Genomic DNA, 17806 nt, shown 5'->3' with positions numbered 1-17806 from the left:
GTTGGCGGCCAGCGCCAGTGTGGCGCTCGCGCTCTTAGAAGGGCAGGAAGATGCTCGCGAGAGCGGCGCTCATCAGGTTGGCAAGGCTGCCGGCAGCGAGCGCCTTCAGCCCCAGCCGCGCGATCACCGGGCGCTGGTTGGGGGCAAGCCCGCCGGTCACCGCCATCTGGATCGCGATCGAGGAGAAATTGGCAAAGCCGCACAGCGCGAAGGTGACGATCGCGCGGCTGCGCGCGGTCAGTTCGCCCGCCGCATCGCCGGTCGCCAGGGCGCCGAGTTCGATGAAGGCGACGAATTCGTTGAGCACGATCTTGGTGCCGAACAGCCCGCCTGCGATCTGGGCCTGGCTCCAGTCGGAAATGCCGATCAGGAACATGACCGGCGCGAACACATAGCCGAGCAATTGCTGGAAGCTGAGATTGGACAGCCAGGCCGCGGTCTCGGCACCGAAGGGCAGCCCGATGCCGGCGGCCATCGCGACGATGCCCGAACCGATCGCTGCGAGAAAGCCATTGGCGAGCGCGACCAGGGCGACGAAGACGAGCACCATCGCGCCGACCGCGACCGCGAGCTTGACCCCGGTCTGGGTGCCCTGCGCGGCGGCCTCGATGATATTGGCGGGGCGCTGGCCTTCCTCGAAGGTCTCGGCCATCTCGACCTCCTCGGGCTTGCCGCCCTCGACGATCGCGGCCGGGCCGGCGGCGCTGATGCGCGATTGCGGCAATTCGACCTCTTCGCCGTATTCGCCGACCATGGTGACCCGGGTGGTGTCCTCGGACAGGCCCTGGCCCGTTTTCAGCCGGGCCGCGGCACGGCGGGCGACCTCGGCGGGGTCGTCCTCGCCCAGTTCGGGCGGGTCGGGCATGATGATCTTGGCCATGAGGATGCCGCCTGGCGCCGACATGAAAGCTGCCGCGAGCAGGAACGGCACCGCGTCGGACCCGATGAAGCTGGCATAGGCAGCCAGGATCGTGCCCGCGACGCCCGCCATGCCCACGCTCATCAGGGTGAACAGCTTGGAAGGCGGCAGCGCGGCGAGATAGGGGCGCACCACAAGCGGGCTTTCGGACTGGCCGACGAAGATGTTGGCGGCGCTTCCCAGCGCTTCGACCTTGCTGATCCCGGTGATCCAGCCGATCGCCCCTCCGACCCAGCGCACAAGGCGCTGCATGATGCCGAGGTGATAGAGGATCGACACGATCGCGGCGAAGAACACGATCACCGGCAGTGCCGCGATCACGAAGGTGTTGGCGAAGGGATTGGCGTCCATCGGTCCGAACACCGCAGCGATCCCGACCTTGGAGAAATCGAGCAGCGCGATCACCCCGTCCGACAGGAAGCGGATCGCCGCGACCCCGAAATCGGTGCGCAGCACCAGCAGCGCCATGAACGCCTGCAAGCCGAACGCCGCGCCGACCACGCGCAGGTTGATATTGCGTCGTCCCGAAGACAGCGCATAGGCGATGCCGAGAATCGCGAGGATGCCGAACAGGCTGAAAAGAATGGACGTGACACCTTCGCTCACGGTCTGGGCTGCCTCTTGGTTAGGATGGTCGCGCCGGTAACGGTCGCGCCGGTGATGATCGCGGCTGTGATGGTCGCGGTTATGATGGTTCGTATCAGCCCCGCGCAAGAAAAGGATTCGCGCGCATGGCCGTGACGCGGCCTGACAGCTTGTCGCGCGGAACGCAAGTCGGCGGCGCGCGTTGCACCGGCAAGAGCACGGTGCGGGGTGCCCGACCAGCCAGCCAGCCAGCCGGTGACCCAGCCGGTGACAGCGGCGCCGAGGCCACTTTTCTTTTCGCGCGCGCGCGACTACCGCTGGCCGCCATGACCGATTCCGTCCCCGCCGCCCGCGCGCCTGCCACAGCCATTTCCATGCCGCTCGGCCTGTTCGTCTTCACCCTGCTCTATGGCGGGATGACGGTGCTCGCGGGCGTGGTCGCGTTCAAGCAGGTGCAATTGGTGCCTACCGATCTCGCGGTCGAGGCGGGGATCTTCGCCTTCCTGCTGCTGGTGGTGATCTCGAGCACCATAGCCCAGCTCTATGGCAAGGACCTCGCGCAGCGGATCGTGTGGTGGGGCTTTCTCCCGCTCGCCATGTCAGCGGCGATCATCTTTCTTGTGCTCGGCCTTCCCGCCTCGCCCGAAATGGTCGAGTTCCGCGGCGACGACCTCGCCGCTTTCGAGCGCGTGCTTGGCCAGACCCCGCGGATCATGATGGCCGGCCCGCTCGCCTATATCATCTCGCTGCTGCTCAATATCTGGATCTTCGACCGGCTGCGCGGCGAAGGCGAGGGAACGACTTTCGGCCTGATGGTGCGCGGCGCGATCGCCTCGGCGCTGAGCCAGGCGATCGATTCGGTGATCTTCGTGACCGCCGCCTTCTACGGCCAGTTCGACATCACCGACCTGCTCGTCGGCCAGGTGATAGCCAAGGTCGTCTTGAGCCTCGTGCTGGTGCCGTTCCTGATCACCTTTGGGGTCAAGGCCGCGCGCTGGCTCGATGCGCGCCAGGCCAACGCCGCCTAGCGGCTGGCGGCATTGCCGCGCCGGGCGATCAGCCCCTTGCCGATCACCTGCGCCTGGATTTCCGCGGCGCCTTCGAAAATGTTGAGAATGCGCGCATCGCACAGCACCCGGCTGATCGGGTATTCGAGCGCGTAGCCATTGCCGCCATGAACCTGGAGCGCGCTGTCGGCGGCTGTCCAGGCCACCCGCGCGGCGAGCAGCTTGGCCATGCCTGCCTCGATGTCGCAGCGTTCGCCGCGATCCTTGGCCTTGGCCGCGGAATAGGTGAGCTCGCGCGCCATCACGATCTCGGCCGCCATCATCGCCAGCTTGTCCGCGACCCGCGGGAAGGCGGCAAGGGTCCTGCCGAACTGCCGGCGTTCGCAGGCATAGGCCAGCCCCAGCTCGAAGGCGTTCCAACCCACCCCGACAGCGCGCGCGGCGGTCTGGATGCGCGCGCCTTCGAAGGTCTGCATCAATTGCTTGAACCCCTGACCCTCCTCGCCGCCCAGCAGTCCCTCGCCTGCCACAGCAAAGCCATCGAAGCCGAGCGCATATTCCTTCATCCCGCGATAGCCGAGCACCGCGATCTCGCTGCCCTCGATACCGGGGTCGGGGAAGGGATCGGCCTCGGTGCCGCGGGTCTTTTCGGCGAGCAGCATCGACAGCCCGCCATAGCCGCTACCGGGAGCGCCGGTGCGGCACAAAAGCGTCATCAGGTCAGCGCGCGCGGCATGGGTGATCCAGGTCTTCGCGCCGGTGACGCGGTATGAGCCGTCCTCGGCGCGCACCGCGCGGGTGGTGATCGCAGCCAGGTCCGAGCCATGGTCGGGCTCGGTAAAGACCGCAGTGGGCAGCACGGTTCCATCGGCGATGCGCGGCAAGTATCCGGCCCGTTGCGCCTCGGTCCCGTTGGCCGCGATCAGCTCGCCTGCAATCTCCGAGCGGGTGCCGAGCGATCCGGCGCAGATCCAGCCGCGCGACAATTCTTCCGACACCACGCTCATCGCCAGCTTGCCGAGCCCGAGCCCGCCATATTGCGCGGGGATGCAAATGCCGAACACGCCAAGCTCGGCCATCTCCCCGACCACTTCGAGCGGGATCAGGGCGTCGGCAAGGTGCCAGCCATGCGCAAACGGCGCGATACGCTCGGCGGTGAAGGCGCGCAGCTGGTCGCGCATCATGTCGAGTTCGCCATCGCCAAGCCCCTCGAACGGCCGTACGCCCTCGGCGAGGAGAGCGGCAAGGGCGGCGCGGGTGTGCACGGTGTTGCCGTCATCGATGAAGGGGCGAACCGTCTCTGCTTCGCAAAAGCGCGTGCAATCATTGGCCAGGCCCAGTTCGCCCAGCCGCACGATCTCGCTCGCGCTGATCGGGATGCCGTGCGCGAGCTGGGCGCAATATTCGCCGATGCCGATGCGCAGGGTCAGTTCCTCGACCTCGCCAAAGCTGGCCTGGTCGTCAGCCCGCGCGGCCCAGTCGGCGCTCGCCGCAATCGCTTCGGCTGTGGTCGCCGCCCAGGCGAGGCCGTGGACCATGCGCTGATTGGTCTCGGCAAGCGCGGGGTCGAAGCGGCCCGCGGGTGCCACCTGCCGCGCCGCAACCGCGCGCAGGCGGTCGACCAGCCTTGCTGCCGCATCGGCGCATTGGCGCGCGCGCGCAATCCAGTCACTCATCGCAAGGCCCCGTCACCCGTCGCATCTCGCCAGCGACCATGCCGACGCCCGCCGCCAAGCGCAAAGCTTTTGCGCGCGGGATATGGGTTTCGACCGGCAGAATGGCGGGAAATGGTGAGCCCTGCTGGGTTCGAACCAGCGACCTACTGATTAAAAGTCAGTTGCTCTACCGACTGAGCTAAGGGCCCCCATGGGAGGTCGCGGCGGGCCGTAGGCCGTGCCGCTCGGAGCGCTCACCTAGTCAGGGCGTGCGAGCGGGTCAAGCGCGCAAAGAGCTGGGCGATCGAATGGCCTGTCACCGGATCGCGCCAGCCCGGGACGAGCGTCATGGCCGGGCGCAGCACGAATTCGCGCCAGCGGTAATCGGGATGCGGGATGATCACGCCCTCGTCCTCCCATTCGCCCCCACCCCACAGCACGATGTCGCAATCGCAAACCCGCGCCTGCCAGCGCCGCCCGCGCCGCTTGCGCCCGAGCGTGGCCTCGACCCCGTGAAGCAGGCGCATCAGCGCAGGCGGTTGCAGACCCGAGCGCACCAGTGCCGCCGCATTGGCATATTCACGCTGCGAGGGGCCGAGCGGGCGGCTGCGAAAGACCGGCGATGCGGCGACGACCTCGACCCCGGTGATCGCGATCAGTTCGAGCGCGACCGCGATCACGTCGGCCGGGCGGCCGTGGCGGTGCGAGCGCATGTTGCTGCCCAGCGCGATCAGATAGTGGTCGGGCGCCGGCACCATCCGCGCAGCCTCAGATGTCCTCGGCGATGCGGGTGTAGAGCTGCGGGCGGCGATCGCGGAAGAAGCCCATGCCCGCCCGGTGCCTGGCCGCGCGCGCAAGGTCGAGCGTGGCACTGATCACGCCTTGCTCGTCCGCCTTGAATTCGGCGGCCATGTCGCCCCATTCGTCGGCGATGAAGCTGTGGCCGTAAAAGCTGTTGCCGGTCTCCTGCGTGCCCTCGTGGCCGATCCGGTTGGCTGCCACGACCGGCATGCAATTGGACACGGCGTGGCCGATCATCGCACGCCGCCACATCCGGCTGGTGTCGAGATCGGCGTCATAGGGTTCGGACCCGATCGCGGTGGGATAGAGCAGCATTTCGGCGCCCTTGAGCGCCATCACGCGGGCGCATTCGGGATACCACTGGTCCCAGCAGATCCCGACCCCGATGCGCACGTCCTGCCCCTCGTCTCCGGGCACGTCCCAGACCTTGAACCCGTCATTGCCTGGGCGGAAATAGAACTTTTCCTCGTAGCCCGGCCCGTCAGGGATATGGCTCTTGCGATAGGTGCCCAAGATCGCGCCGTCGGGGCCGATCATCGCGAGCGTGTTGTAATAATGGTGGCCGTCGCGCTCGAAAAAGCTGGTCGGGATCGCAACCGCGTGTCTGGCGGCAAGCTCCTGCATCGCGATGACGCTGGGATGTTCGCCGGTCGGGCGGGCGAGAGCGAACAGCGCCTCGTCCTCGACCCGGCAGAAATACTCGCCGGAAAACAGTTCGGGCGGCAGGACCAGCCGTGCCCCGCGGCCTGCCGCCTCGGCGACAAGCGCGCTGACGGCAGCGATGTTGTCCGCTTCGTCTTTGCGGGCAAGCGCGAGCTGGAGGGCGGCGACGGTGAGTGTGCTCATGCCGCCGCCCGATAGCGGTTTAGCCGGCCTTGCGGAAGAGCAGCGTCATCCGGTCGCTTTCGCCGATCGCGGCATAGGTTTCGCGGTCCTCGTCGCCCAGCGCATAGGTGGGCGGCAGGGTCCACACGCCGTTTTCGTGATTGGCAGGATCGCGATCATTGGCGTTGATCTCGCTCTCGCTCACCAGCTCGAAGCCATTGGCCTCGAAGAAGGCGACCAGGTCGTCGCGCTTCAGATAGCCCATGTTTCCATCGGCATATTCGTCGCTCGCATCATCGGGCGCGCGGTGCTGGACCACTCCGAGCAAGGCGTCGGGCTTCATCGTGTCGCGTAGCGCGGCGATCTCGCTTTCGGCGATGCCCCAGCGCATCAGGTTGTGCATCATCCGGATGATCAGCACCCGGTCGACCGTCCCGTCGAGCGCGTCGGGCACCTCGTTGCCGAAATGGAAGGGCAGCTTTTCCGCCTCGATACCGAGCGCCTCGGCCTGCGCTTCGGAAAAGCCCTCGCCGCCTTCGCGCAATTGCTGGCGAAATTCGGCCGGCAGCGATTCGATGTTGTCGGGGTCGAAACCGACCGCGATGTAGCGGCCGTTCTCGGCCAGGAACGGCGCGAGGATCCGCGTGTACCAGCCGCCGCCGGGCGCATATTCGATGACCGTCATGCCGGGCTCGACCTCGAAGAAGGCGAGCGTTTCGGCCGGGTTGCGAAACTCGTCGCGCGCGGCATCCTCGGCGCGGCGTTCGTGGGCGAGCACCTCGGCCAGCGCAGCCTGCGTCGCGGTGTCCGTCTCGCCCGCATTTTCATAGGTCGAGCCTGCTTCGGGACCGCAGGCGGCGAGCGCGAGCGCACTGGCGGCGATCGCGAATGTCTGGATCAGCTTCATCTCTTCTCTCCTTGCCGGGTTTCCCGATCAGCGCATCTTGCGGAACAGCAGCGTCATCCGGTCGCTTTCGCCGATGCCGAGATATTCGTCGCGGCGCGGATCGTCCTCGCCGGTCGCGAGCACCGGGGGCAGCGTCCACACTCCGCGCTCCCAATTGGCGGGATCGTCGGGATTGGCGTTGATTTCGCTCGATTCGACCAGTTCGAAGCCGTTGGCAGCGAAGATCGCGACGACCTGCTCGGTCTTCATGTAGCCGGGCGCGGGCGAATAATCCGCAAAGCTGGCATCGGCAGGCGCGCGGTGCTGGACCACGCCGACCATGCCATCGGGCTTGAGCATGCGATAGGCCGCGTCGAGCACGTCATCGGCGGTGTTGCCATTGGCAAGGCCGTGCATCGAGCGGAAGATCAGCACCCGGTCGACCGTGCCTTCGACCGCCTCGGGCATTTCGTCGATTTCGAACACCGTGCCCTCGGCAACGTCCATTCCCGATCCCTGCGCAAGCCCGCGGGCGAAATTCTCGGTCCAGCTCTTGGCGCGGACTTCCTGCGCACGGTCGCGATAATTGCGGCCGTCGCTGTCGCCGTTGAAGGCGATATAGGTGCCTTGCGGCATGATCCACGGAGCGAGCACGCGGGTGTACCAGCCCCCGCCCGGACCGAATTCGGCGACTGTCATGGTCGGTTCGACGCCAAAGAATTCGAGCGTTTCGACAGGGTGGCGATACTGGTCGCGATGCGCGTCATCGCTGCGGCGTTCATGCGTGAGCACCTGTTCGAGGCTGGGCGCTGCGGCGGCCTCGACGTGGTCATCGGCGCTGGCGGGCGTGGAAGCGGCGAACAGGGCGGCAGCGCCGGCCATGGCAGCGGCGGTTGCGAACATTGCAGGTTTCATCTGTCTGGGTCCTCTCAGCACTTGAAAAAATTGCTGGCGACAGTCCTGACCGACCGCGCGTGCGATGACAAGCGCGCACGCCGCCATCATCGCGCACCGCTGGCAATCCCTGTCGGGGTGACTATGTCGTTTGTCGAATAGGAGAATGCGAGCATGGAACAGGCGATCATCGCGGGCGGGTGCTTCTGGTGCACCGAGGCGGTATTCCGCGACGTTGTCGGGGTGAGCGAGGTCGAAAGCGGCTATATTGGCGGCGACATTCCCGATCCGACCTACAAGCAGGTGTGCAGCGGCAATACCGGCCATGCCGAGGCGATCCGGGTGACCTTCGATCCCGAGGCAATCAGCCTTGGCGAGATATACGACGTCTTCCTCGGCACGCACGACCCGACCCAGTTGAACCGGCAGGGCAATGATGTCGGCACCCAGTATCGCAGCGCGATCTTCCCGCTTTCGGCCGCGCAGGGCGAGGAGGCCAAGGCCGCGATCGGGCGCTGGAACGGCGAAAACGGCAAGATGGCGGTGACCAGCATCGAAGGGCTCGACGGCGACGCGCAGGTCCATCCCTGGTATCCGGCAGAGGACTATCACCAGGAATACTGGGATGGCGAAGGCCAGCGCAATCCCTACTGCCTCGCGGTGATCCCGCCCAAGATCATGAAATTGCGCAAGAGTTTTCAGAAATACGTCAAGGATTAGGCACAGCCGGAGGGATTGGGTGAAGCTCGAGCGTTCCTATACCAGCAATCACGAGATCGATGCGGACGGCACGGTCCGCTTCGCCTGTTCGCGCGATTGCGGCGAATGGCCGTGGCTCGCGCTCGGGCCGCATCACCCGGTGGCGCTCCAGGCGCAGAATTTTTGGGCGAGCGTGGGTGCGGCGAATGCACTGGGTTCGATGAGCGAAGGCCAGTGGTCGGCGCTGACCTGGACCGAATGGCAATGCGGTGCGCCCCGCGTCGGCGATGCGGCGCGCGGCACCTATCGCCGCGAGGTTTCCGGCGACAGCGACAATTTCGTCATCGCGCTGTTCGACGAGGCTGACCGCGAGATTGTGACCATGCGCGGTCGCGGCGTGGTGTTTCGCAACCGCAATTTCGAGCAATGGCGCGAGGAAGCCAAGCGCAAGGCGGCAGCGAGCGCGCCCGCCAAGGCTCCGCCGGCCCCAAGCGAGATGGCCTCGCGCGCCGCTCTTGGCCTCGGCCAGGGCGAACATCCGCTGATCGCGCCAAGCACGGATAACGGCGGCGAAAATGGCGAGGACTTTATCGGCATCGTCACGCCCGAAAACGCCATGCCGCCGAACAATCGCGTGCTGTCGGGATCGGGCGATCACGTCAACACCGTCCACATGGTCGAGGCCGCGCGCCAGGCACTGTGCCTTGCCACAGGCGATCCGCGCCCCGCGATCGGCGGCGGCGAGATGACGCTCAAGCGCTATGTCGAACTGGGCACGCCCTTCACGCTCTCGCTGTCGCATGGCGAAGCGGGCGAGACCCGCTTCACCCTCGACCAGCTGGGCCGCGAATGCGCGGCGATGGTCTTGCGACAGACCCCTTAGACCGGCTTGCGCCAGCGGGCGATGAAGAAGCCGTCGAGCCCGCCATGCTCGGCAAGTTCGCCGGGATGGGTGCGGACCCAGCCTTCGGGCGTGGGCCGAAGCTTGGCGGGCAATTCGTCCGCGCTCACCGGCATCGGCTCAAGGTCGAAGGTCGCGTCGATCCAGCGCGCCTGCGCCTCGCCCTCTTCGGCTTCGAGCGAGCACACCGCATAGACCAGCACGCAGCCCGGCTGCATCCATTCGATCGCGCGGTGGATCAGCGATTGCTGGATTTCGCTCATCTCGCCGATCTGGCGTTCGCTGACGCGGTGAAGCACGTCGGGGTGACGGCGGCAGGTGCCGGTCGCGGTGCACGGCGCATCGAGAAGGATAGCGTCGAAACGCTTGGCCGGCGTGTAGGCGAGCGCATCGGCCTTGACGATCTCCGCCTCGAGACCGGTGCGCTTGAGATTTTCGCGCAGCAGTCCGAGCCGTTTCTCGCTGATATCGAGCGCGGTGACCCTCCAGCCCGCCGCCGCGAGCGCGAGCGTCTTGCCGCCGGGCGCCGCGCACAGGTCGAGCGCGCGCTTGCCCACGCCCTCGCCAAGCAGGCGCGGGGCGATCTGCGCGGCGAGGTCCTGCACCCACCACGCGCCCTCGTCGAAGCTCGGCAACCGGTCGATCGGTGTGCCGCGCGGCAGGCGGATATGGCCCCGCGCAAGGCTGACACCGCCCATGGCGAGCGCACGTTCGGCGGCCTCGTCGGGCTGTCGGAGCGAGAGGTCGACTTCGGGCGGATCGACCAGGCCGGGCGCGATGGCCTCGGCGCGATCGCCCCAGCGCGCGCGCACGGGATCGGGCAATGTCGGCGCATCGGGCAACGACACTTCGCGCTTCATCAGGGTCGAGAACACGCCATGCGCGAGCCTGCGCGGCCCACCCGCGAGCAGGTCGAGCCCGGTCGCGACCACCGCGTGCGGCGGGGTGCCGAGCCGCAGCGCCTGAGCGAGCATCAGCCTTAGCACCATGCGCGGCTTGGCATCGTCGGGCAGGCGCTTTCTCGTGGCGCTGTCGATCAGCGCGTCGAGATCGGCAAGCCAGCGCAGGGTCTCGCCCGCAATGGCACGGGCAAGCGCGCGGTCGGCAGGGCCATCGACCCCCTTGAGCGCGGCGTTTTCGGCCTGTTCGAGCGTTTCGCCCCTTCGCATCACGGCGTCGAGCAGTTTGAGCGCGGCGCGGCGCGCGGGGATTCCGGGGGTCTTTGCCATTCGCGCCGCCCTAGCGCGGCTTGAATTGCAGCGCCAGCGCGCGCATCTAGGCACTGCGATGACCAAGCAGAAAAACAAGTTTGCCAGGAGCTTCGAAAAGCCCGCTCACTGGAGCGACGAGCCCGCGCCCGAGGCGAGGCCAGTCGATCACGACGAAAAGCTCAGCCCGACGCGCTATGGCGACTGGGAAAAGGACGGCATCGCGGTCGATTTCTGATCGCCGCATTCCGGTTCGGCGATCGCTGCCCTGATCAGACCGGCACGAAGCGCAGCTTGAGCCCGTCCCTTGGCTGCGGAATCGGCCACGGCTGCCAGTCGGGCGCGTAATCCATGCCTTCGACCGGCTCGATCCGGTAGCGCTGGAGAACATGCGCCATCAGCACCTTGATCTGCATGTAGGCAAAGTGCAGCCCGATGCACATATGCGCGCCCCCTCCAAACGGCACCCAGGCATATTTGTGGCGCGCCTTGATCTTGTCGGGCGTGAACCGCATCGGGTCGAAGGTCTCGGGCGTATCCCAGTATTCGGGTGAATGGTGGGTCCAGTGAATGTTGATCCCGACCATCTGGCCTGCCGGGATGCGGTATCCGCCGAACTCGAAATCCTTGAGCGCGCGGCGCGGCATCGAGGGGACCGGCGGGATGACCCGCAGCGTCTCCTTGAAGAACATCTCGGTCAGTTCGAGCTTGCCCAGGTCATCATAATCCAGAGCGCGGGGACGGCCATCGCCGTCCGGCCCCCCTGTCACCGCGGTGATCTCGCGGCGCAGCCTGTCCTGCCAGTCGGGCTTGGTGGCGAGGAAATAGGCCATCGAGGTGCCCGAAGAGGTGATCGTGTCGTGCGCCGCCATCAGCAGGAAGCTCATGTGGTCGACAACCTCGTCGACCGGCAGCAGCGCGCCGTCCTCGCGGGTGGCGAGCGCGAACTGGCTGAACATGTCCTGCCCGCGCGCGGCCTCGTCCTCGCGGCGGCGATGGACCTCGGCGGTGAGGTATTCGACCATGTAGGCGCGGCCATCGACCCCGCGTTTCATCCGCGTGAAGGGCAGCGGGCGGCGCACCGGGGCGACGCTGGCCTGGACCATGTCGACAAAGGCGGAGTTGATGCGGTCGGCCTCGGGCCCCCAGGGAATGCCGAGGAAGCTCTCGGCCGCCAGGTCGAGCGTCAATTGCTTGATCGCGGGCTGGAACAGCATGTCGCCTTCCCAGCCTTCGACCTCGCGCGAAATGCCGCTGTTCAGCGCGCCCATGTAATGGCGCATCGGCCCTGGCTTGAACGCGATCGAGAGCGCGCGTCGATCGATCCGGTGGTGGTCGAAATCCTGTAGCATCAGCCCGCGCGGGAACAGCTGGTCGAGCACCGGCCCCCAGCCCTGCTCGCTCGAAAAGATCTTGTCGCGGTTGAACAGGACGAGCTCGTTCGCCTCGGCCCCGACCAGCGCGACATTCCAGCCGCCAAAGGCCCAGGTCTTGTAGACCTTGCCATAGGTGTCGACCATGCGGCGGGTGAAGGCGTGCGGATCGGCGAGCATCCTGAACGTGTTGCCGACCAGCGGCCAGCCGCCTTCGCCGGGAATATGCGCGATGTCCGAAGCGCTCGGGAGGTCGGCGCTCCAATGGGCGAAGCGCTTGTCGCCCGCGGCTTCGGGCGAGGAGACGGACGGTTCGGCGAGTGTGGCCATTTAAGCTGGGCTCCGGGCGCTAGATCGGGATGCAGGGCGCTGATGTGCGCCTGCACTACTTACCATAATGTAAGTAAGCCGCCAATTCCCATAGGACGCAGCCGACCTTCTGCGCGTCAGAGCCAGCCCGAAAGTTCGCGCCGCGCCACCGTCTCGAGCATGGCCATTCCGGCATCGGAGGTGTTGAGGCAGTCGAGCACCGCGAAATCCGTGCCGCCCGCCTTGATGAAGGTGTCGCGCCCCTCGATCGCCAGCTCTTCGAGCGTTTCAACGCAGTCGGCGGCAAAGCCCGGTGCGGCAAGGGCGATTTTCCCGGTGCCCTTGTGCGCCTCGGCCAGAAGCGTTTCATCGGTTGCCGGTTCCAGCCATTTCGCCCGCCCGAAACGCGACTGGAAGCTGGTCGCAAAGCGCGTGCCTTCCCATGGCTCCCGCTGCGCGAGGGCCTCTTCCAGCAGCCGCGCTGTCTTGCGGCAATGGCAGTGATAGGGATCGCCCAGGTCGAGCGTGCGCTGCGGCATTCCGTGGAAGGAAAACAGCATGACCTCGGGCCGGAAGGACAGCGCGCAAAGCTGGCGCGTCAGGTCATCGGCAAGCGCGCCGATATAGGCTGGATCGTCGTGATAGGGCGGCACGAAACGCAGCGCCGGCTGCCAGCGATACGTGGCCATGATCCGCGCGACCTCGTCGAACACGGTGGCGCTCGTCGCGGCGCAATATTGCGGATAGAGCGGGGCGATCACGATGCGTTCGCAGCCGTGTTCGCGCAGCGCATCGAGCCGCACCTCGATCGAGGGGTTGCCGTATCGCATCGCGTAATCGACCTGCACATCATCGCCCAGGCGCTCTGCCAGCGCCTCGGCCTGCCGCCTGGTGATATCGGCGAGCGGCGAGCCGTTCTCGGTCCACACCTTGGAATAGGCGCGCGCGCTCTTGGCAGGCCGGGTATTGAGGATGATGCCGCGCAGGATCGGCTGCCACGCAATGGGCGGGATCTCGATCACCCGGCGATCGGACAGGAATTGCGCAAGGTATCGCTTGACCGATCGCGCATCGGGCGCATCGGGCGTGCCCAGATTGACGAGCAGCAGGCCGGTGCGGCCGCTTTGCACCGGCGGATGGTCATCGGGCAGGCGTTGTCTTTGCCAGGTCATAACCCGCCCGATAGCAGCGGAAGCCGCCGCAGTCTCAGCCCGGTTGCCGAAAAAAGCGCATTGGCGATTGCCGGCGGCGCAACCGCCACCCCGATCTCACCCGGATCGGCGGGCGCGGCCTCGGAGGCCATGAAGTCGATCGCGATCTCGGGACAGTCGGCAAGGCCCGGCAGGCCCAGGTCGGCATAATCGAAGGATGCAGGCAGGCCGCCACGATAACGGATGGCATTGCCCAGCGCGAGCGCGAGCCCGAACAGCAACCCGCCCTCGACCTGCTGGCGGGCAATGTCGAGATTGACGATCCGGCCGATATCGACTGCCGCGGTCAGCCGCGTCACCCGCACCCCGCCATTGCCGCTTTCGGCATCGCGCCGCGCGGTGGCGACGCAGGCAATCCGCGCTCCGGTGGCGACATCGCCGATCCGGTGGCAGGCGATCCCCTGCCCGCTCTGGCCAGCGCCCCCGTCCCAGCCGGCGATCGAGGCGGCACGCTGCAAACAGGCGGCCAGTCGCACGTCCTGTCCCAGCATCGCCATGCGGTAACCCATCGGTTCGCGGCCCGCGCGCGCGGCGACCTCGTCGATGAAACTCTCGATCGCGAAAGCGGTGGCGGAATGGGCATTGCCGCGCACCCGCCCGACCGGAAGCCCGATCTCGACCGGGATGTGGCGCACGGTCACACTCGGCAGTTCATAGGGCGGGACGGCGCCTTCGCAGGCGAGCGGATCGGGACGCCCGGCGCTTTCGCGGATCGCGGCCCAGGCGGTGGTGTTCTCGAACACCCGCTCGCCGAATTCGTGGCTCGAGGAGGGCGTGGCAATCCGGAGCTTGAGCGCATCGATCGCTCCCGAGGAACCGGGCACGCCGCCTTGCGCGAGCTGCGCGCCGACGAGCGTGTAGTGCGGCGGGCGCGGACGCGAGCGGATCATTTCTTCGCGCCGGTGCCAGACCAGCTGGACCGGCCGGCCGAGCGTCTTGGCGATATGCGCGACCTCGATCGCGTGGTCGTGTTCGAGCCGCGCATCGAAGCTGCCGCCGGCGGGCATCGGGTAGAGCGCGACATCCGTGCTCGAAAGGCCCACGGCCCGCGCGGCGGCCTCGCGCGCCTGTTCGGGAGCCTGGCTGGCGATCCACAATTCGAGCCGCCCGTCCTCGTAGCGCGCCGTTGCGCTCGCGGTTTCGAGCGGGGCGGCATGGGCCGGCTCGATCTCGTAGCGGCGTGCCATGTCGATCCGCTCGACCGCGTCCTCGCCGAAACCGGTCTCGGCGATCTTGGCCGATGCGCCGGCCTCGAGATAGGTGTCGAGCCGGGCGGCGATATCGTCGCTGTCGACCGGGAAACTGGTCGTGAATTGCGGCTGCATCGCCTCGAGTGCGCGCTGGGCGCTCCACCAGGTATTGGCCGCCACGGCGAGCCAGCGCCTGGTCCTTACCGCGCCCACCACGCCGCGCACTCCGGCGGCACGACTTTCGTCGAAACCGGTCAGTTCGCTGCCATTGTTGGGGCCGTGGCGGATCGCGGCATAGACCATGCCGGGCAAGCGCACATCGCCTGCGAACAGGTAGGACCCATCGACCTTGGAAGGCAGGTCGATCCGCGGGAAAGCGGGTGCGGTGCCGACATCGTCGGGGACCGAGGCGGGAAGCGGGCTTTCCGATGGCGCCTGGGTGCGAAGCGGGGGCGGAATGGGGGGCGAACGGGTCGCCGCGCCCGCGGCAAGTTCGCCAAAGGTGGCCCGCCGATCGCCCCACGAAACGATGCCGTTGGCAACCTCGCATTCTTCCCAGGACGTGTCCCAGCGCGAGGCGGCTTCCTGCGCCAGCATCGCGCGTACCGCCGCCCCGGCTTCGCGGCACATCGCCTCATAGGCTTCGAGCGAGGTGCCGTCCGCGGTCGCGGTGAAGGGCGTGTTGCGGGCGTAATTGCGCGCCAGCATGTCGTCGGTCGCCTCCGACAATCCTGCGGCAAGCGGGTCCCACATCACCGCCCAGCGCTTGGCCAGCGGGACATTGGGATAGGCCGCCGCGATCGGCGCCGGCTCGACCGCGATCTGCCGCCAGTCCGCGCCCAGTTCCTGCGCGACCAGCTGCGGCAGCAAGGTGGTCACGCCCTGCCCCATCTCGAGCTGGGGGACGGCAATCGTGACCACCGAATCCTCGGCAATCCGGATCCAGGCGCCGAACACCTCTTCGCCCGGCCCCGGCTCGAGCGGGTTGGGAAAGCTGCGCGGCAGGAAATACCACGCGGCGATGAGCCCGCCGCCCAGCGCCGCTCCGGTCACCAGTCCCCTCCGCGTGATCGCCATGGCTAGACCGCCCCGCTCGCGATCCAGCGGTCGAGCCGCTCGGCAATCGCGGTAAAGGGCGCTGATGCCTCGCCGTCCACGGCCGCCGGGGGCTTGCCCGCATCACCGGCAAGCCGGGTCGCGATCGTCAGCGGCACGCGCCCGAGAAAGGGTATCTCGAGCCTTTGCGCGAAGGTCTCGACCCCGCCCTGGCCGAAGGGGTCGGACACCTCGCCGCAATGCGGGCAGGCATAGCCGGCCATGTTCTCGACCAGCCCGATGATCGGCACGTTCCCGTCCTCGAACAATTGCCCGGCGCGCGCCGCATCGAGCAGCGCGAGGTCCTGGGGCGTGGAGACCAGCACCGCGCCATCGGGCCTGGAATCCTGCATCATCGAGATCTGCACGTCGCCGGTGCCCGGCGGCAGGTCGATAAGGAGCAGTTCGGTGTCGTCCCAGGCCGCATCGACCAGCTGGCCGAGCGCCTTGCCCGCCATCGGCCCGCGCCATGCAAGCGCGCGTCCGGGAGGGGCGACATGGCCCATCGAAAGCACCTTGACCCCGTGCGGGCTGGTGACGGGGACGAGCCTGTCGCCCTCGCTCATCGGCTTGTCACGCTCGGTGGCGAGCAGGCGCGGCTGCGAGGGGCCGTAAATATCGCCGTCGATCACTCCGACCTTGCGCCCCATCCTTGCCAGCGCCACCGCGAGATTGGCGGTCAGCGTCGATTTCCCGACCCCGCCCTTGCCCGATCCGATCGCGATGATCATCCGCCGCCGACGGTCCGCGACCAGCGCGACGCGCACCTCGTCCACGTCGTCGAGCGCGCTCAGATTGCCGGTGATAAGCGCCTCGAGCTCCTCGCGCGCCTTGACTCCCAGGTCGCCTGCCTCGGCGACCACCACAGCGCGCCGATCGGTGATCCGCGCCGAGCGCAGACGCCCGTGAATCTCCACCGGCAGCGCCGAGCGGATCCGGGCTTCGGCAGCGGCGGCAGCGGGAGCGGGATTGTCTGGCTTCGTCATTGCGGTTAGCCCTCTAACACCAAATTCAAATCGCCAACCCCTGTTTTTCCAAGGTGGGCGTTCCTATAAGGTTGGTCATGCGTATTTTTGACGGTCTCAAGCACATTCCCGGCCTCGCCATGGCTGGCAAGAAAAACCCCTGGGGCAAGCCTGCAGGAAATGGCGGCGGCTCTGGCAGCGATGGCGGCGATGGCGGCGATGGCGCTGGGGGCGAGACCGGCAGCGGCGATGACGGACCGCGCAATCCCTGGCTTCCCGGCGGCGGCGCGGGCGCCAGCGGCCAGCGCAAGCCTGGCGGGCGGCGTTCGGCCAGTATCGAGGACATCTTCAAGAACCGCGGCCCCGAAGGTCCGCGCCGCGCCGGTGGCGGCGGCGGGCCGGGCCTGCGCCTCCCCGAACGCCCCGGCGGCGGCAGCTGGGTCCCGGTCCTGCTCGTCGGGCTCGCAGTGATCTGGACAGCTTTCACCAGCGTCCACTTCGTCCAGCCGGGCGAAGAGGCGACCGTCACCCGTTTCGGCGGCAAGTATGTCGGCTCGTTCGGGCCGGGCACCAATGTTTCCTATCCCTGGCCGATCAGCGTCGTCGAAAAGGAGAACGTGGTCGCGATCCGTACCGAGGACGTGCCCAGCAAGCTGATCCTGACCGGCGACCAGAACCTCGTCGACCTCAGCTATTCGGTGCGCTGGAACATCAACAATCTGCCCCTGTTCCAATTCCAGCTCGAAGACCCGGTCGAGACCGTGCGCGAAGTGGCCGAGACCGCGATGCGCTCATCGGTCGCGGAAAAGACACTCGACACGGTGATTTCGGGTGCGGGCCGCGCCGACATCCAGGCCAATGTCCAGACCCGGATGCAGGCGATCCTCGATGGCTATGGCGCCGGGATCAACGTGCAGGGCATCGACATCGACAAGACCGACCCGCCCGAACCGGTGGTCGAAGCCTTCAACGACGTTCTCGCCGCCCAGCAGGATGCCGAGCGCGAACTGAACGGCGCGCGGCGTTATTCGCAGCGCCTGCTCGCACGGGCCGAAGGCGATGCCGAACAGTTCAACCAGATCTATTCCGAATATCGCCTTGCCCCCGAAGTGACCCGGCGGCGGCTCTATTACGAGACAATGGAAGCGGTGCTCAGCCGCACCGACAAGACCGTGATCGATGCCGACGGGGTGACCCCCTATCTGCCGCTGCGCGAAGTCGAACGGCGCGGCAGGGCGCAAGCGGGCGACGCATCGCGAACCACCAATGATGGAGGCCAGTAA

At 67.2% G+C, this 17806-nt stretch carries 16 protein-coding genes and 1 tRNA gene; 5 read left to right on the top strand and 12 right to left on the bottom strand.

Going from position 1 to position 17806, the window contains the following annotated elements:
• Positions 1–34: 34 nt before the first annotated feature.
• Positions 35–1525 carry a NupC/NupG family nucleoside CNT transporter gene (locus ACKTSM_RS03880; RefSeq protein ID WP_407875815.1) on the bottom strand — a complete coding sequence of 497 codons (1491 nt, stop codon included), beginning with the start codon at positions 1523–1525 and terminating at the stop codon, positions 35–37.
• 305 nt (positions 1526–1830) lie between these two features.
• On the opposite strand from ACKTSM_RS03880, the gene ACKTSM_RS03875 reads away from it, so the two are divergent.
• Complete coding sequence (locus ACKTSM_RS03875; protein ID WP_407875814.1) at positions 1831–2532, top strand: queuosine precursor transporter; 702 nt, start codon at positions 1831–1833, stop codon at positions 2530–2532.
• Here the strand turns inward: ACKTSM_RS03875 and ACKTSM_RS03870 are convergent.
• The 6 genes from ACKTSM_RS03870 to ACKTSM_RS03845 form a co-directional block, all read right to left on the bottom strand.
• The gene (locus tag ACKTSM_RS03870; RefSeq protein WP_407875813.1) at positions 2529–4187 is read right to left on the bottom strand and encodes an acyl-CoA dehydrogenase family protein; all 1659 of its coding nucleotides are present in this window, start codon (positions 4185–4187) and stop codon (positions 2529–2531) included. The two genes, ACKTSM_RS03875 and ACKTSM_RS03870, sit on opposite strands and share 4 nt — an antisense overlap.
• Positions 4188–4299: 112 nt before the next feature.
• Positions 4300–4375: transfer RNA gene (locus tag ACKTSM_RS03865), tRNA-Lys, on the bottom strand.
• 45 nt (positions 4376–4420) lie between these two features.
• Positions 4421–4924, bottom strand: coding sequence for a 2-amino-4-hydroxy-6-hydroxymethyldihydropteridine diphosphokinase (folK, locus tag ACKTSM_RS03860; RefSeq protein ID WP_407875812.1), 504 nt, complete (start codon positions 4922–4924; stop codon positions 4421–4423).
• A 10-nt stretch (positions 4925–4934) separates the two neighbouring features.
• Positions 4935–5813, bottom strand: a complete 879-nt coding sequence (gene aguB, locus ACKTSM_RS03855) for an N-carbamoylputrescine amidase (RefSeq protein ID WP_407875811.1) — start codon at positions 5811–5813, stop codon at positions 4935–4937.
• Between the two features lie 19 nt (positions 5814–5832).
• A complete protein-coding gene (locus tag ACKTSM_RS03850; RefSeq protein WP_407875810.1) occupies positions 5833–6699 on the bottom strand; it encodes a class I SAM-dependent methyltransferase in 867 nt (288 codons plus the stop codon).
• A gap of 27 nt (positions 6700–6726) precedes the next feature.
• Positions 6727–7581: a class I SAM-dependent methyltransferase gene (locus ACKTSM_RS03845; protein WP_407875809.1), complete on the bottom strand. Its 855-nt coding sequence runs from the start codon at positions 7579–7581 to the stop codon at positions 6727–6729.
• Positions 7582–7746: 165 nt separating this feature from the next.
• On the opposite strand from ACKTSM_RS03845, the gene msrA reads away from it, so the two are divergent.
• Positions 7747–8292: a peptide-methionine (S)-S-oxide reductase MsrA gene (msrA, locus tag ACKTSM_RS03840; protein WP_407875808.1), complete on the top strand. Its 546-nt coding sequence runs from the start codon at positions 7747–7749 to the stop codon at positions 8290–8292.
• 19 nt (positions 8293–8311) lie between these two features.
• Positions 8312–9154, top strand: a complete 843-nt coding sequence (locus ACKTSM_RS03835) for a hypothetical protein (RefSeq protein ID WP_407875807.1) — start codon at positions 8312–8314, stop codon at positions 9152–9154.
• Here ACKTSM_RS03835 and ACKTSM_RS03830 read toward each other — a convergent pair.
• Positions 9151–10401 (bottom strand): RsmB/NOP family class I SAM-dependent RNA methyltransferase, encoded by a 1251-nt coding sequence (locus ACKTSM_RS03830; RefSeq protein WP_407875806.1) that lies wholly within the window; start codon positions 10399–10401, stop codon positions 9151–9153. The two genes, ACKTSM_RS03835 and ACKTSM_RS03830, sit on opposite strands and share 4 nt — an antisense overlap.
• 58 nt (positions 10402–10459) lie before the next feature.
• On the opposite strand from ACKTSM_RS03830, the gene ACKTSM_RS03825 reads away from it, so the two are divergent.
• Positions 10460–10618: a DUF1674 domain-containing protein gene (locus ACKTSM_RS03825; RefSeq protein WP_407875805.1), complete on the top strand. Its 159-nt coding sequence runs from the start codon at positions 10460–10462 to the stop codon at positions 10616–10618.
• Between the two features lie 34 nt (positions 10619–10652).
• On the opposite strand, the gene ACKTSM_RS03820 is transcribed toward ACKTSM_RS03825, so the two are convergent.
• The 4 genes from ACKTSM_RS03820 to ACKTSM_RS03805 all read right to left on the bottom strand — a co-directional run bounded on the left by ACKTSM_RS03820 (position 10653) and on the right by ACKTSM_RS03805 (position 16544).
• A complete protein-coding gene (locus ACKTSM_RS03820; RefSeq protein ID WP_407875804.1) occupies positions 10653–12083 on the bottom strand; it encodes a cytochrome P450 in 1431 nt (476 codons plus the stop codon).
• Between the two features lie 116 nt (positions 12084–12199).
• Positions 12200–13234: a ferrochelatase gene (hemH, locus tag ACKTSM_RS03815; RefSeq protein ID WP_407875803.1), complete on the bottom strand. Its 1035-nt coding sequence runs from the start codon at positions 13232–13234 to the stop codon at positions 12200–12202.
• Positions 13231–15540, bottom strand: a complete 2310-nt coding sequence (locus ACKTSM_RS03810) for a molybdopterin cofactor-binding domain-containing protein (protein ID WP_407875802.1) — start codon at positions 15538–15540, stop codon at positions 13231–13233. The genes hemH and ACKTSM_RS03810 overlap by 4 nt, the downstream gene beginning before the upstream one ends.
• A gap of 2 nt (positions 15541–15542) precedes the next feature.
• Positions 15543–16544, bottom strand: a complete 1002-nt coding sequence (locus ACKTSM_RS03805; RefSeq protein ID WP_407875801.1) for an Mrp/NBP35 family ATP-binding protein — start codon at positions 16542–16544, stop codon at positions 15543–15545.
• A 77-nt stretch (positions 16545–16621) separates the two neighbouring features.
• Here ACKTSM_RS03805 and hflK point away from each other — a divergent pair, with 77 nt between their 5' ends.
• Complete coding sequence (hflK, locus tag ACKTSM_RS03800) at positions 16622–17806, top strand: protease modulator HflK (protein WP_407875800.1); 1185 nt, start codon at positions 16622–16624, stop codon at positions 17804–17806.

The sequence above is a fragment of the Qipengyuania nanhaisediminis genome, assembly GCF_045862805.1.
GTDB classification, from domain to species: Bacteria; Pseudomonadota; Alphaproteobacteria; order Sphingomonadales; family Sphingomonadaceae; genus Erythrobacter; species Erythrobacter nanhaisediminis_A.
The sequence above is the reverse complement of the archived record's forward strand: the minus strand, read 5'-3'. Positions and strand labels throughout refer to the sequence as shown.